Origin of the sequence: Micrococcus sp. Mcc28, from assembly GCF_024519775.1 — a bacterium.
GTDB lineage: Bacteria > Actinomycetota > Actinomycetes > Actinomycetales > Micrococcaceae > Micrococcus > Micrococcus luteus.
Genome location: NZ_JALJRH010000002.1, coordinates 95,884 through 108,969 on the forward strand (window position 1 = coordinate 95,884; position 13,086 = coordinate 108,969).

13 protein-coding genes are annotated in these 13,086 nt (G+C 73.6%); 7 read left to right on the forward strand and 6 right to left on the reverse strand.

The annotated features are described in order from the left end of the window. Nucleotides 1–303 precede the first annotated feature (303 nt). The 3 genes from NR073_RS01410 to NR073_RS01420 are packed head-to-tail and all read left to right on the forward strand — an operon-like array spanning nucleotide 304 to nucleotide 2,757. Nucleotides 304–1,125, forward strand: coding sequence for an ABC transporter substrate-binding protein (locus NR073_RS01410; RefSeq protein WP_010080238.1), 822 nt, complete (start codon nucleotides 304–306; stop codon nucleotides 1,123–1,125). After that, a complete protein-coding gene (locus NR073_RS01415; protein WP_052001180.1) occupies nucleotides 1,122–1,952 on the forward strand; it encodes an amino acid ABC transporter permease in 831 nt (276 codons plus the stop codon). Before NR073_RS01410 ends, NR073_RS01415 begins: the two co-directional genes overlap by 4 nt. A gap of 1 nt (nucleotide 1,953) precedes the next feature. Further along, complete coding sequence (locus NR073_RS01420) at nucleotides 1,954–2,757, forward strand: amino acid ABC transporter ATP-binding protein (RefSeq protein WP_036339321.1); 804 nt, start codon at nucleotides 1,954–1,956, stop codon at nucleotides 2,755–2,757. Nucleotides 2,758–2,846: 89 nt separating this feature from the next. Here the strand turns inward: NR073_RS01420 and NR073_RS01425 are convergent, their stop codons facing one another. Beyond that, nucleotides 2,847–3,440: a hypothetical protein gene (locus tag NR073_RS01425; RefSeq protein ID WP_036339324.1), complete on the reverse strand. Its 594-nt coding sequence runs from the start codon at nucleotides 3,438–3,440 to the stop codon at nucleotides 2,847–2,849. Between the two features lie 200 nt (nucleotides 3,441–3,640). On the opposite strand from NR073_RS01425, the gene NR073_RS01430 reads away from it, so the two are divergent. The 3 genes from NR073_RS01430 (at nucleotide 3,641) to trmB (ending at nucleotide 6,781) form a co-directional block, all read left to right on the forward strand. After that, nucleotides 3,641–4,387, forward strand: a complete 747-nt coding sequence (locus tag NR073_RS01430) for a DedA family protein (protein WP_036339327.1) — start codon at nucleotides 3,641–3,643, stop codon at nucleotides 4,385–4,387. 5 nt (nucleotides 4,388–4,392) lie between these two features. Continuing rightward, nucleotides 4,393–5,715 (forward strand): hypothetical protein, encoded by a 1,323-nt coding sequence (locus NR073_RS01435; protein WP_158184890.1) that lies wholly within the window; start codon nucleotides 4,393–4,395, stop codon nucleotides 5,713–5,715. A gap of 70 nt (nucleotides 5,716–5,785) precedes the next feature. After that, complete coding sequence (gene trmB, locus NR073_RS01440) at nucleotides 5,786–6,781, forward strand: tRNA (guanosine(46)-N7)-methyltransferase TrmB (RefSeq protein WP_095347367.1); 996 nt, start codon at nucleotides 5,786–5,788, stop codon at nucleotides 6,779–6,781. Nucleotides 6,782–6,803: 22 nt separating this feature from the next. On the opposite strand, the gene NR073_RS01445 is transcribed toward trmB, so the two are convergent. The 5 genes from NR073_RS01445 to dnaK all read right to left on the reverse strand — a co-directional run bounded on the left by NR073_RS01445 (nucleotide 6,804) and on the right by dnaK (nucleotide 12,098). Beyond that, nucleotides 6,804–7,871, reverse strand: a complete 1,068-nt coding sequence (locus tag NR073_RS01445) for an alpha/beta hydrolase (protein WP_233263206.1) — start codon at nucleotides 7,869–7,871, stop codon at nucleotides 6,804–6,806. Beyond that, nucleotides 7,850–8,401, reverse strand: coding sequence for a heat shock protein transcriptional repressor HspR (locus NR073_RS01450; RefSeq protein ID WP_036337108.1), 552 nt, complete (start codon nucleotides 8,399–8,401; stop codon nucleotides 7,850–7,852). The genes NR073_RS01445 and NR073_RS01450 overlap by 22 nt, the downstream gene beginning before the upstream one ends. Next, nucleotides 8,398–9,375, reverse strand: a complete 978-nt coding sequence (locus NR073_RS01455; RefSeq protein ID WP_036337106.1) for a J domain-containing protein — start codon at nucleotides 9,373–9,375, stop codon at nucleotides 8,398–8,400. The genes NR073_RS01450 and NR073_RS01455 overlap by 4 nt, the downstream gene beginning before the upstream one ends. 69 nt (nucleotides 9,376–9,444) lie before the next feature. Continuing rightward, on the reverse strand, nucleotides 9,445–10,107 hold the full coding sequence (locus tag NR073_RS01460; RefSeq protein WP_010080231.1) for a nucleotide exchange factor GrpE: 663 nt from the start codon (nucleotides 10,105–10,107) through the stop codon (nucleotides 9,445–9,447). Nucleotides 10,108–10,238: 131 nt separating this feature from the next. Further along, a complete protein-coding gene (gene dnaK / locus NR073_RS01465; RefSeq protein WP_256748550.1) occupies nucleotides 10,239–12,098 on the reverse strand; it encodes a molecular chaperone DnaK in 1,860 nt (619 codons plus the stop codon). Nucleotides 12,099–12,423: 325 nt separating this feature from the next. On the opposite strand from dnaK, the gene NR073_RS01470 reads away from it, so the two are divergent. Then, the gene (locus NR073_RS01470) at nucleotides 12,424–13,050 is read left to right on the forward strand and encodes a Dps family protein (RefSeq protein WP_036317229.1); all 627 of its coding nucleotides are present in this window, start codon (nucleotides 12,424–12,426) and stop codon (nucleotides 13,048–13,050) included. Nucleotides 13,051–13,086 lie beyond the last annotated feature (36 nt).

A 13,086-nucleotide genomic window follows, 5' to 3' on the forward strand; every position in this document is an offset into this window, starting at 1 on the left:
GACAGGGTGGCGACGGGGCGGGCGGGGGCGGCGGTGCGGAGGATGAGAGACCTCTCAGACCGGGTGACGACGATGTGACCAGCCTGGCAATCCCCACAGCGCGAGGCCAGCCTTCGTCTGCTGGGGCGGGCCGCGGCAGGGCCACCGGTCGATCGGCTCGCTCCGCGGCGACGAGTCGTCTCCCGGCGCCCGCGACGGGCCCGACGCACTACGATGACCACCAATCACGGCGGAACACGTCACTCTGCCGGCTCCCTCCGACCCGCACGCCCGTCCTCCCGACGGCGGCACAGAAGGCACTCCATGACCCGCATCCACTCCCGCCTCCTCGGCGCCGTGGGGCTCACCGCGTCAGCGGCGCTGCTCACCGGCTGCGCCGTCCTCGGCGGCGACGCCGGATCCGCCGGCATCGTGTCCGACGACGACCTGAGCACCTCGTACGGCCTCGTCCAGCCCGGCGTCCTGACGGTCTGCTCCGACATCCCCTACCCGCCCTTCGAGTTCGAGGAGAAGGGTGAGCTGACCGGCTACGACATCCAGCTGGTCGAGGCGGTGGCGGAGAAGCTGGGCCTCGGGGTGAACGTGATCGACTCCTCCTTCGAGGCCATCGAGTCGGGTGCCTCGCTCACCGGCTGCGACGTGAACGCCTCGTCGATCTCCATCACCGAGGCCCGCCAGCGCGTCATGGCCTTCACCCTCCCCTACCTCGACGACGACCTCGTCCTGGTCGCGAAGAAGGGCTCCGGCATCACCGACGTCGAGTCCGCGAAGGGCCGCCGGATCGGCGTGCAGGCCGCGACCACCGGCGACGAGTACGCCCAGCAGAACGGCCTGAGCCCCGTGCAGTTCGAGGACGGCGGCATGCAGATCCAGGCCCTCCAGGCCGGCACCGTGGACGCCGCCCTGGGCAACCAGTCCGTGCTGCTCTACTCGCTCAAGGACGACGATCGCTTCGAGGTGGTCGAGTCGCTGCCCACGGGCGAGCAGCTCGGCATGGCGGTCGGCCCGCAGAAGGCGCAGCTCGGCTCCGCCGTGAACCGCGCGCTGCAGGAGCTGCGCAACGACGGCACCGTGGCCGAGCTCCAGGAGCGCTGGTTCGGTCAGGCACAGGAGGACTACCGATGAGCACGCAGACCCCCGTCTCGCCCGCACCGGCCATGAAGCCCGGCCGTGCGCGCCGCCGTCGCCGGCTGTCCCTGATCATCCAGGCGGCCGTCTTCGTCCTCGCCCTCGTCGTCCTGGCCGTCCTCATCGACTGGGGCACGCTCGCCGAGAACGTCCTGAACTTCCCCGCCGTGGCCCCGATGTTCCCCAACGTGATCCTCGTGGGCCTGGGCAACACGCTGTTCTACACGGTCACCTCGTTCGTCGTCGGCCTCCTGGGCGGCATCGTGCTCGCGCTCATGCGCCTGAGCTCGTTCGGCCCGTACCGGTGGCTGGCCACCGCCTACGTCGAGTTCTTCCGCGGCGTCCCCGCGCTGCTGGTGTTCCTCGCCTTCGGCTACGGGGTGCCCTTTGCGTTCGGGGTGTCCTGGCCGATCCCCGTCGTCGTGATGGTGGCCCTGGGCATGGTCTCGGCCGCCTACATCGCCGAGACCCTGCGTGCCGGCCTGCAGGCCGTGCCCCGCGGCCAGATGGAGGCGGCCCGGTCCCTCGGCATGCCGACGTGGCGGGCCATGGTCACCATCGTGATCCCCCAGGCGTTCCGCATCGTGCTGCCGCCGCTCACCAATGAGGTCATCCTCCTGACCAAGGATTCCTCGCTGGTCTACGTGCTCGGCCTGGCCGCGCACGAGTACGAGCTCACCAAGTTCGGCCGCGACGGCATCTCCGCCCTCGACGCCGGCATGACGCCGATCCTCGTGGCCGGCCTGTTCTACCTCGTGATCACCGTGCCGCTGTCCCTGCTGGCCCGCCGGTTCGAGGCCCGTTCGACCAAGAAGGGGCACTGAGATGGCCCAGCAGAACCCCATCACCGGATCCTTCGGCGCGGTGGCCGCCGCGGACGCCGCCGGCGTGCATGTGGCCGGCCTCAACAAGTCCTTCGGCGCCAACCACGTGCTGCGCGGCATCGACCTCGAGGTCGCCCCTGGCGAGGTCGTGTGCCTGATCGGCCCGTCCGGCTCGGGCAAGTCCACCCTCCTGCGCTGCGTGAACCTGCTGGAGAAGCCCGACTCGGGCGTCGTCACGGTCGGTGAGTTCACGGTCACGGACGAGGACGTGGACCTGGACGTGCTGCGCCGCCACGTGGGCATGGTGTTCCAGCAGTTCAACCTGTTCCCGCACCTGTCCGTGCTGGAGAACTGCACCGTGGCCCAGCTCAAGGTGCTCAAGCGGGGCAAGGCCGAGGCGGCGGACATCGCCCGTCGGCAGCTGGCCCGCGTGGGCCTGGCCGAGCTCGAGGACCGCTACCCGGACCAGCTCTCCGGCGGCCAGCAGCAGCGCGTGGCGATCGCCCGTGCGCTGGCCATGGACCCGCAGCTGATGCTCTTCGACGAGCCCACCTCGGCCCTCGACCCCGAGACCGTCGGCGACGTCCTGGCGATCATGCGTCAGCTGGCCCGCGACGGCATGACCATGCTCGTGGTCACCCACGAGATGGGCTTCGCCCGTGAGGTGGCCGACCGGGTCGTGTTCATGGACGGCGGCGTCGTGGTGGAGGCCGGCCCGGCCGCCGCGGTGATCTCCGACCCCCAGCAGCCGCGCACCCAGGACTTCCTGCGCCGCGTGCTGCACCCCACCGAGATCGACCTCTGAGCCTGCCCGCCCGGTGGGCGGGCACATGCGTGAGGGGCCCCGCCCGGACCATGGTCCGGGCGGGGCCCCTCACGCGTGCGGCGGAGGCGTCAGGCCTTCTTGCGCAGCTTCTTCAGCTCGTCACGGGCCTCGCGCAGCGCGGCGACCTGCTCCTCACGGGCGGCGTGGATCGCGGCGACCTTCTCGTCCTGGGCGTCGCGGATGGCCTGCACCTTGGCGTCGCGGGCGCCCTCGATGCGGGCGGCGCGCTTCTTGGCGGCCTTGCGGCGCTTGCCGGGGCGGTTGGCCACGGAGTCGGCGGTGATGGCCAGGCCGGAGGCGACCAGGAAGATGTCCTTGGCGACGCCGGTGCCCTCCTGGGACGGACGCACACCGTCGGCCTCGGTCATCTCCGGGGTGTTCAGGTACATGGAGAACAGGCCGCCGGAGAACGCGGTCAGGGCGGAGCCGGCGAGCCAGCCCGGGACGAACGGGGCCAGCAGGGCCGAGCCCACGCCGATCTCCGTGGTCACGAGGAACTTCTTGAACTGCTCCGGCGACAGGTTGGCCAGCGCGGGCAGGCCGCGGGCGCCCATGTCGCGCAGGCCCTGGGCCTGCTCCGCGGAGATGCCGCGCTTGTTCAGGCCGGAGTTCAGGATGAACGCGCCGGAGGCCAGGCGCAGCGGAATCTGGACGATGCTCATGGAGTCTTCCTTCCAGTAGGGCCCGCGGCACGCACGTGGAGTGGGGTGTGGCGCGAACGGTCGGTGAGCGGTCAGCGCCTCTGACACTACCAACGGCAGCCCGCTCCCGCCCGCCCGGAGGCGCGACTGTGCGCGCAGAGCGGACGACGTCGGCGCCTCCACCACGTCGCGGAGGCGGTCGATGATGGACAATGGGGCGCATGCTCCCCCTCGTCACACCCCTGAGCGTGGCCGCCGCCGCGCCCACCGACTACGGCTGGCTCGGCAACATCGTCGTGGACGTCATGGAGGCGGTCGGCCCGATCGGCGTCGGCCTGGCCGTCTTCGCGGAGAACATCTTCCCGCCCATCCCGTCCGAGGTGATCCTGCCCCTGGCCGGCTTCACCGCGGCCGGCGGCGCCTTCAGCCCGCATGCCGCGCTGGTCTGGGCGACGGTCGGCTCGATCGTCGGCGCACTGGCCCTCTACGGCATCGGCGCGTGGCTCGGCCGCCGCCGCATGTACCGCATCGTGGACCGCATGCCGCTGGTGGACATGGAGGACGTGGCCAAGACCGAGCGCTGGTTCATCCGCTACGGCTACTGGACCGTGTTCCTGGGCCGCATGGTCCCCGTGTTCCGCTCCCTGATCTCCATCCCCGCGGGCATCGAGCGGATGAACCTCGCGAAGTTCACCCTGTTCACGGCGCTGGGCTCCTTGATCTGGAACGCGATCTTCGTCTACGGCGGCTACGCGCTCGGGGAGCGGTTCCACGTCATCTCCGAGTACGCGGACGTCTTCTCCAACATCGTCCTGGTCCTGATTCTGGCCTTCCTCGCGATCTGGGTGGCCCTGCGCCTGCGCCGCGACGCCCGCCGCCGGAACGACCCGGACTGGCGCCCGCCGACAGCGGACGAGATGGCCGCCCGCGTCGAGGCCATCCTGGAGTCCTCCGACCACCGGAAGTGAATCGCATGCGTCCCGTCCTGCCCTCCCCCCGCCGTGGCCGCGCGGCCCTCGGCCTGGCCGCCGTCGCCCTGGTGGCGCTGAGCGCCTGTGCTCGCACCGAGCCGCAGCCCGAGCCTGCGCCCGACACGACGGCGGCCTCCGCCCTGCCGTCCATGGACATGGCCCCGTTCACGGTCGAGGTCCCCTCGCACGACCTCGCGAGGGTGCCGGAGGCGAGCGTCGCCGTGCTCGAGGGCGAGGACCCGGACCACCACGGGGCGTGGCTGCAGGTGCCCGGGGCGCCGGCCTGGTCGGAGGCCATGGCCGGGGCCGTGCGCGCCCAGATCGACCAGTACCGCCGGGACACCGACCCCAGCGCGGACCCGCGCCTGGAGATCCAGCCGCAGCTCGCCGTCGTGGCCGAGGACATCGCCGCGGCCCGCCTGCTCGCCACGGAACGGCGCGGCACGGACTCCGTGTCCACCTCGCACGTGATCTGGTACTCGGCCCGCGAGGACCGCGTGCTCGAGACCGCCGATCTCTTCACCCCCGACGGCTGGGACGCGTTCCGCGCCGAGGTGCGCCAGCGCATGGCCAACGACCCGGACGTGATCGGCTCGCGCCTGGACTCGGCGGTCGACGCGCCGGAGCAGGTGGAGAACCGTCGCGTCTGGGACGCGGTGGTCTTCCTCCCGGACGGCAGCCTGATGCTCGAGGCGGACCAGGCGTCCATGGCGCCAGCCGCCGCGGGTGTGCTGACGGTGCGGATCCCCCGGGACACGGCAGCCCCCTGGCTGTCCGACCTGGGCCACGTCGCCGCGGACGCCGCCTCCGCCCCCGCCGACCTGCGTCTGCCGGACCGCTCCACCCCGACCCCCGAGGACCAGCAGCCGGAGCCCGCCCCCGAGCCGGAGCCCGAGACGTCCTCGCGGACGCAGGAGGCCACCGACGCACCCGTGCCGCCCCCGTCCGCGCCCGCCGACACGGCGGCCCCGACGCCCAGCGCGACCACCCCGGTGCCGAGCAGCACGGTGCCGAGCAGCACGGCCCCGTCCTCCTCGGCCCCCACGCCCACCGGCTCGGCCACGCCGTCCTCCCCGACGTCTCCCCCCACCTCGTCCTCGCCGTCGGGCACGGGATCCGGCAGTCCGACGCCGAGCACCCCCGACCCGACGCCGACCTCCGCGACGCCGACCCCCACGTCCCCGAGCCCGTCCGGCCCGTCCACGAGCGCGCCGGCCACGGACCCCGCGCCGGACCCGACCGAGTCCGCGCCCGAGCCGACCGCCACGACGGCCTCGGCGCCCGCGCCGCCCACGTCGGGAGACCGCTCCAGCGGCACCCCCTGACCCCGGCGCCGGGCGCCGGCGGCGACCGCGGTCGGCGCCGTCGACGCACGGCCGTGGCAGGATCGGGGCGATGACTGAGCACCTCCCCCGCCCCCGCCCGGACGCACCCGACCCCGACGCCGTCCCGCCGCCCGCCGAGCGCGTCCACGCGCACGACCACAATCGGGACAAGGACCCCGCCCTCGTCCGACGGGAGCCGGTCTCCTTCGTCCGACGCGGTGCGCGCCTGAACGCGGGGCGGCAGGCCGTGTGGGACCGCCAGGCGGAGCGGGTCCTCGTGGACGTGCCCCGCGGCCGCGGCGCCACCTCGGTGGACGCCCAGGCCCGACTGGACTGGGCCGGGGTGTTCGGGCGCGAGGCCCCCCTGCTCGTGGACATCGGCTCCGGGCTGGGCGAGTCCACGGCGCAGGCCGCCGCCGACCGGCCGGACTGGAACGTGCTCGCCGTTGAGGTCTACGTGCCCGGCCTGGCCGCGCTCATGACGCGCGTGGAGCAGCAGGGCCTGGAGAACGTCCGCGCCGTGGAGGCCAACGCCCCCGAGCTGCTGGACGCCCTGCTCACGCCCGGCTCCGTCTCCGAGGTGTGGGTGTTCTTCCCGGACCCGTGGCACAAGAAGCGGCACCACAAGCGCCGCCTGGTCTCCCCCGCCTTCGCGGACCGCGTGGCGCGGGTGCTCGCCCCCGGCGGGGTGCTGCGGCTGGCGACGGACTGGTCGGGCTACGCCGTGCAGATGCGCGAGGTGCTCGAGGCGCACCCGGAGTTCGAGAACCTCTTCCCCGGGCGCGCCGCAGGCGAGGACTCCCCGCTCACGCGGGTGCGCCGCGAGGGCAGGGAGACCGAGGTGGGTGCCCAGCCGCTGCCCGCGGGCTGGGAGCGCGCGGCCGAGGAGGAGCGCCCGCTGCGGGCCGGCCTGGGTGAGGCGCGGGCCGGCGCGGCGGCCGCGGACCCCGTGGACCACGAAGGCGGCTGGGCGCCCCGGTTCGAGGGTCGACCGATCACGAGCTTCGAGGCGAAGTCCCAGCGGGCCGGACGCCTTGTGTTCGACCTGGCGTACCGCCGCCGCTGAGCACGGGGCCCGACGGGGCCGCTCAGGCCGGGGCGACCGGCCCGGCCGGGTCGGCGCCGTCCGGGACGGGCGGCAGCGGCAGGCCGGCGGTCACCCGCGCGGTCGCCGCGAGCGTCACGGACCCGGCGTCCCGGTAGCCCCTCGGGGCGTCCCCGGGGGCCGTCGGCGACCAGCGGGCCGTGTGGTGGCCGCGGACGCCGGCCCCCGCCAGGCCGGGCCGCGGGGCCACCGGCAGCACGGCGGCGTCCGTCCAGTCCCGACGACGGCCCACCGCACGGCCGACCCGGGCGAGGAGGTCGCCCGGGGCCAGGGCGCGGAACACCCGTCCGGACCGCAGGCCGAGGTGCGCGGCCCGGGCTGCCAGGGCGGCGGGCAGGCCGACCGCGCCCGAGACCACGAGGGCCTCGACGGGACGCTCGGCCGGCCACGGGGCCTCGGCGTCGTCGGGCTGCAGGCCCCGGTCCGCGAGCAGGCGCAGGGCGTGCGCGGCCACCAGCGAGCCGTACGAGTGGGCCTCCATGGCCCCGTGCACGGCGGTCCCGCGGGCGCGCAGGGCCGGGGCGGCGGCGTCGTCCTCCCCCGGCCCGTGGCGCATGAACTCCCACCAGGCCCGCACATCCGCGGCGAGCATCGCGCCGCCGCGCCGGCCGGGGCCGTCGAGCACCACCCGCCAGGGTGTGGGCGCGGGGTAGCCGAGCCACGCGATGACGACCGGGCGGGGTGCGCCGGCGGCGCGCTGGGCGGCGGCGAGGTGGGCGGCCTCCCGGGCCGTCCCCCACATGGCCGTCTGGGGGCGGATGCCCATGCCGGAGACGAGCCAGGTCAGGTGGGTGGCGGTCGCGGGGTCTCCCGCGGCGACCACCGCGCGCGGACCGTCCGGGCCGTCGAGGACGTAGTCCAGCAGATGCCGGGCGGGCAGGTGCGGGTCCATGCCCTCCGGCTTGAGGGCGTGGACGATCCCGTCCAGGGCGCTGCGGGCCCGCCGGCCCAGGCCGTCGCGCCGGGCCATGTCGGCGCGCAGCCGCTCCCGGACGCGGGACCGTGCGGCCACCCCGAACGACGCCCGGCTCAGTCCTGCTCGGGCTGCCACGTGAGGACCCGTCGGGGGCGGGCACCGCCGGAGGGCAGCGTCCGCAGGACACCCGGGGAGGCCTGGCCCGCGGCGTCGGCCTCGGTCCGTGCCGCGGCCTGGCGGCGGGCGGCCATCCGGTCGGCGTACCGGGCCGAGACGTCGCCGCCGGAGCCCACGGTGAAGACGCGGGCCAGGCGGGAGGCGTGGTGGAGGCGGTCCACCTGGGCCGCCAGCTCGACCACGGTGTCCTGCAGCTGCTCGACCTCGCGCTGCAGCGCGATCACGCGGCGGATGCCCTCCAGCGAGATGCCCTCGCGGCTCAGGGCCTGCACGGTCTGCAGCCGCTCGACATCGGCCAGGGAGTAGCGGCGTTGCCGTCCGCCCTGGCGGGCGGGGACCACGAGGCCGAGCCGGTCGTACTGGCGCAGGGTCTGCGGGTGCATGTCCGCCATCTCGGCGGCCACGGAGATCACGAAGACGGGGGCGTTCCGGTCAAGACCCGGCTCGCGGCCCCGGTCCGCGCGGGCGGCGCCGTCGCGGGCGCTCACCAGGCGGCCTTCCGGGCCAGCTCCCGCCGCGGATCGTCGCCGGCCAGGGCGGACTGCAGGGCCTCGATGGCGGCGCGGGCGTCGTCGTCGAGCTCGGTGGGCACGGTGACGTGCAGCTCCACGAGCAGGTCACCCGTCGTCGTCCCGCGCTCGACACCGCGGCCCTTCAGGCGCAGCACGCGGCCGGACTGGGAGCCCGCCGGCACCTTCACCTTCACGGGGCGCTCCAGCGTGGGCACCTCGATCGTGGCGCCGAGGGCGGCCTCGGGGAAGGTGACGGGCACGGTGATGCGCAGGTCGTCCCCGTCCCGGTGGAAGAACTCGTGCTCGCGCACGTGCACGGTGACCAGCAGGTCGCCGCGGCCGGCCGCACCGGGCGAGCCCTTGCCGCGGGCCCGGACCTTCTGGCCGTCGCGGATGCCCTTCGGGATCTTCACCTCGATCGTCTCGCCGTCCGGGGCGCGCAGGGACACCGTGGTGCCCTGGATCGAACCGCGGAAGGAGATCGTGGTGGTGGCGGTGCGGTCCGCGCCCTTCGTGGGGCGCGGCCGCGGGTAGCCGGCGTCGCCGAAGCCGCCGGTCTGGCCGGCGGCGCCGCCGAACATCCCGCTGAACAGGTCCGACAGGTCGGGCCCGGACTGCGTGGTGCGGGGGCCGCCCCCGCCGCCGAACATGCCGCCGAAGACGTCCTCGAAGCCGCCGCCGCCGGCACCGCCCGGGGCGGAGAACCGGGCGCCGCCGCCCATCGCACGGATCGCGTCGTACTCCTGGCGCTCCTGGGGGTCACTCAGGACGGCATACGCCTCCGAGATCTCCTTGAACTTCTTCTCGGCCGCCTCGTCCCCGGGGTTCTGGTCCGGGTGGTGGGTGCGGGCGAGCTTGCGGTAGGCCTTCTTCACGTCCGATTCGGAGGCGTCCTTGGACACCCCCAGGGTCGCGTAGAAGTCCTTGTCCATCCAATCCTGCGAGGCCATGGTGCCTCCTCTCGTGTGCATCGGTCAGGGGGGTCGGCCGGCGGCGGGGTGGGCCGCCGGCCGACGGGGTCACTCGTCTCCGGCGGAGACCATCACCTGGGCGGCGCGCAGCACGCGGCCGTCCCGGAGATAGCCGTTGCGGAAGACCTGGACCACGTGGTCCGCGGGCACCTCTGCGTGCGGCTGGCGCATCACGGCCTCGTGCACGGCCGGGTCGAACTCGACGCCGGCCAGCGCCTCCTGGTCGTGGCGCTCGAGGCCGAGGCCGGCCAGGGCGGTGTCGAGCTTGGTCGCGATCGCGGCGAACGGACCGTCCGTCAGGTCGCCGGCGGCGCGGGCGGCGTCGATGTCGTCGAGCACCGGCAGCAGCGCGGTGACGGCCTTGACCACACCGGCGTCCCTGGCCAGGTCGCGGTCGCGGTCCACGCGACGCTTGTAGTTCACGAACTCGGCCTGCAGCCGGCGCAGGTCGGTCTCGAGCTCGGCCTCGCGGTCCGAGGCCGCGGGCTGCGGCGCCTCGGTCCCGGCCTGCGCGCCGGCCTCGTCGAGGATGCGCTCGGCCTGGGCGAGGGCGTCGCCGTCCTCGGCCTGCTCGGCCGCGCTCTCGGCGGAGACCCGGGGCTCACCGGTCTCGGGGTCGATTCGGCGACGGTCGTTGAACACGATGGGCTCCTCCTCGGAGCCGCGCTCGGCATCGGAGGAGCCGTGCGGACGCTGCTGGTCGGCGCTCATGGTGTGTCCTTTCGAAGCGGGTGGGCGCGGCGGGTCCGCCGCGCGGGGGGGGTGGTGCGGGAAGGCCGGCCCGCCGGCGTCGTGGGCCTCCGGGCGGGGCGGGCGTGGACGCCCGCCCCGGCACCGGGGTGTCAGGCCTTCTTCTCGTCGTCCTCGTCGACCACCTCGGCGTCGACGATGTCCTCGTCGTCGTCCTGCGGGGCGGCGGACTCGGCGCCGGCGTCGGCCGACTCCGCGCCCTGCTGGGCGTAGAGGGCTTCGCCGATCTTGACCTGGGAGGCCTGGAGCTTCTCGAACGCGGCGGCGACCTCGTCGTCGTTGTCCTGCTTCTCCAGGGCGGCCTTCAGGGCGTCGACGTCGGCCTGCACCTCGGTCTTGACGTCCTCGGGCAGCTTGTCCGCGTTGTCCTGCAGGAGCTTGTCCACGGAGTACGCGGACTGCTCCGCCTGGTTGCGGCGGTCGGCGGCCTCACGGCGCTTCCTGTCCTCGTCCGCGTGGGCCTCGGCGTCCTTGACCATGCGGTCGATGTCCTCCTTGGACAGCGAGGAGCCGCCCGTGATGGTCATCGACTGCTCGGTGCCGGTGCCCTTGTCCTTCGCGGAGACGTGCACGATGCCGTTCGCGTCGATGTCGAAGGTGACCTCGATCTGGGGCATGCCGCGCGGGGCCGGGGCGATGCCGGTCAGCTCGAAGGTGCCCAGCGCCTTGTTGTCCCGGGTGAACTCGCGCTCGCCCTGGAAGACCTGGATGGACACGGAGGGCTGGTTGTCCTCGGCCGTGGTGAACGTCTCGGAGCGCTTGGTCGGGATGGCCGTGTTGCGCTCGATGAGCTTGGCCATCACACCGCCCTTGGTCTCGATGCCCAGCGACAGCGGGGTCACGTCGATCAGGAGCACGTCCTTGCGCTCGCCGGCGAGCACGCCGGCCTGCACCGCGGCGCCGATGGCGACGACCTCGTCCGGGTTCACGCTCTTGTTGGGCTCCTTGCCGCCGGTCAGCTCCTTCACCAGGTCGGAGACGGCGGGCATGCGGGTCGAGCCGCCGACGAGGACCACGTGGTCGATGTCGGAGACCTTGACGCCGGCCTCCTTGATGACGTCCTCGAACGGCTTGCGGGTGCGCTCGAGCAGGTCCTTGGTGAGGTCCTGGAACTTGGCGCGGGAGAGGTGCTCGTCCAGGTGCACCGGGCCCTCGGGGGTCACGGACAGGTACTGCAGCGAGATGTTGGTGGAGGTGGCCGAGGAGAGCTCCTTCTTGGCCTGCTCCGCTGCCTCCTTCAGACGCTGCAGGGCGATCTTGTCCTTGGACAGGTCCGCGCCCTTGGACTTGGCCTGCTGGAGCAGCCAGTCCACGATCCGCTGGTCCCAGTCGTCGCCGCCGAGGCGGTTGTCGCCGGCGGTGGCGCGCACCTGGATGGTGGCGAAGTCGTCCTCGTCCTTGGCGACCTCGAGCAGGGACACGTCGAAGGTGCCGCCGCCCAGGTCGAAGACCAGGATGAGCTCGTCCTCCTTGCCCTTCTCCAGGCCGTAGGCCAGGGCGGCCGCGGTGGGCTCGTTGATGATACGGGTGACGTTCAGGCCCGCGATCTCGCCGGCCTCCTTGGTGGCCTGGCGCTCGGCGTCGTTGAAGTAGGCGGGCACGGTGATCACCGCGTCGGTGACCTTCTCACCCAGGTACTCCTCGGCGTCGTGCTTGAGCTTCATCAGCGTGCGGGCCGAGATCTCCTGCGGGGTGTACTTCTTGCCGTCCACCTCGGTGGTCCAGTCGGTGCCCATGTGGCGCTTGACGGACGCGTAGGTGCGCTCGGGGTTGTTGACGGCCTGGCGCTTGGCGACCTCGCCGACCAGGACGTCCCCGCCCTTGGAGAACGCGACGACGGACGGGGTGGTGCGGGCGCCCTCGGCGTTCGCGATGACGACCGGGTCGCCGCCCTCGAGGACGGCGACGACGGAGTTGGTGGTGCCGAGGTCGATGCCGACTGCACGGGACATGGTGGGGTCCTTCCTGTCTGACGGTGAAGCGGGGGCCGGACCCGCGGGCCGGGGGCACCGACGCCACAGGGACTTGAGCCTTCATGACTCAGGTTGCCACCGGGTCGGTGGACTGTCAAGTGAACCTGAGTCGACTTCACTCACTTCTGCTTCTGCGGGGGTCAACGCGGGCCGTCCGCGATCCATTCCCGGCGCCGCGGATCCGCTCCGGACCCGCCCGCGCACGCCGCTCAGACCTGGAAACACGACGACCTCACGCGGTTGGATGGCGGATCACGGGGCGTCGCCGACGGCGCGCCCACCCCAACGGAGAAGGAGCACCACCATGGCCGAGAAGAACGCCGCCGAGTACACCGTCCCGGGCCTGTCGCTGAGCACGGGCCGACGCACCGCCGAGATCCTCCAGGGCCGTCTGCACGCCCTCAACGACCTGCAGCTCACCCTGAAGCACGCCCACTGGAACGTGGTGGGCCCCGGCTTCATCGGCGTGCACGAGATGCTCGACCCCCAGATCGAGCTGGTCCGCGGGATGGTGGACGTCCTCGCGGAGCGCATCGCCACCCTGGGCGTCTCCCCCGCCGGCACCCCGGGCGCACTCGTGGCCGCCCGCGCGTGGGACGACTACACGCTGGGCCGCGCGTCGACCCTGGAGCACCTGGCCGCGCTGGACCTCGTCTACGACGGCGTCGTGACGGACCACCGCGCCGCGATCGACGCCACCGAGGACCTCGACCCGGTCACGCAGGACATCCTCATCGACCAGGTGGCCCAGCTCGAGCTGTTCCAGTGGTTCATGCGCTCGTTCCTGACCACCGACGACGGCCGGCTGAGCAGCGCAGGCACCACCACCGAGGCCGCCGCCGCGGGCCGCGTGAAGGGCGCCCAGTCCGCGCCCGCCCCGAAGGCCGGGCGCACGAAGAAGTCGGACGCGAAGAAGTCCAAGAAGAAGTGACCGCGCGCCCCTGAGGCGCCCGTGCACCGGAGGGGC

What these genes read in the sequence shown, in the direction of transcription:
- NR073_RS01410 (WP_010080238.1), top strand. Translation starts at nt 304, where the DNA reads ATGACCCGCATCCACTCCCGCCTCCTCGGCGCCGTGGGGCTCACCGCG.
- NR073_RS01415 (WP_052001180.1), top strand. Translation starts at nt 1,122, where the DNA reads ATGAGCACGCAGACCCCCGTCTCGCCCGCACCGGCCATGAAGCCCGGC.
- NR073_RS01420 (WP_036339321.1), top strand. Translation starts at nt 1,954, where the DNA reads ATGGCCCAGCAGAACCCCATCACCGGATCCTTCGGCGCGGTGGCCGCC.
- NR073_RS01425 (WP_036339324.1), bottom strand. Translation starts at nt 3,440, where the DNA reads ATGAGCATCGTCCAGATTCCGCTGCGCCTGGCCTCCGGCGCGTTCATC.
- NR073_RS01430 (WP_036339327.1), top strand. Translation starts at nt 3,641, where the DNA reads ATGCTCCCCCTCGTCACACCCCTGAGCGTGGCCGCCGCCGCGCCCACC.
- NR073_RS01435 (WP_158184890.1), top strand. Translation starts at nt 4,393, where the DNA reads ATGCGTCCCGTCCTGCCCTCCCCCCGCCGTGGCCGCGCGGCCCTCGGC.
- trmB (WP_095347367.1), top strand. Translation starts at nt 5,786, where the DNA reads ATGACTGAGCACCTCCCCCGCCCCCGCCCGGACGCACCCGACCCCGAC.
- NR073_RS01455 (WP_036337106.1), bottom strand. Translation starts at nt 9,375, where the DNA reads ATGGCCTCGCAGGATTGGATGGACAAGGACTTCTACGCGACCCTGGGG.
- NR073_RS01460 (WP_010080231.1), bottom strand. Translation starts at nt 10,107, where the DNA reads ATGAGCGCCGACCAGCAGCGTCCGCACGGCTCCTCCGATGCCGAGCGC.
- dnaK (WP_256748550.1), bottom strand. Translation starts at nt 12,098, where the DNA reads ATGTCCCGTGCAGTCGGCATCGACCTCGGCACCACCAACTCCGTCGTC.
- NR073_RS01470 (WP_036317229.1), top strand. Translation starts at nt 12,424, where the DNA reads ATGGCCGAGAAGAACGCCGCCGAGTACACCGTCCCGGGCCTGTCGCTG.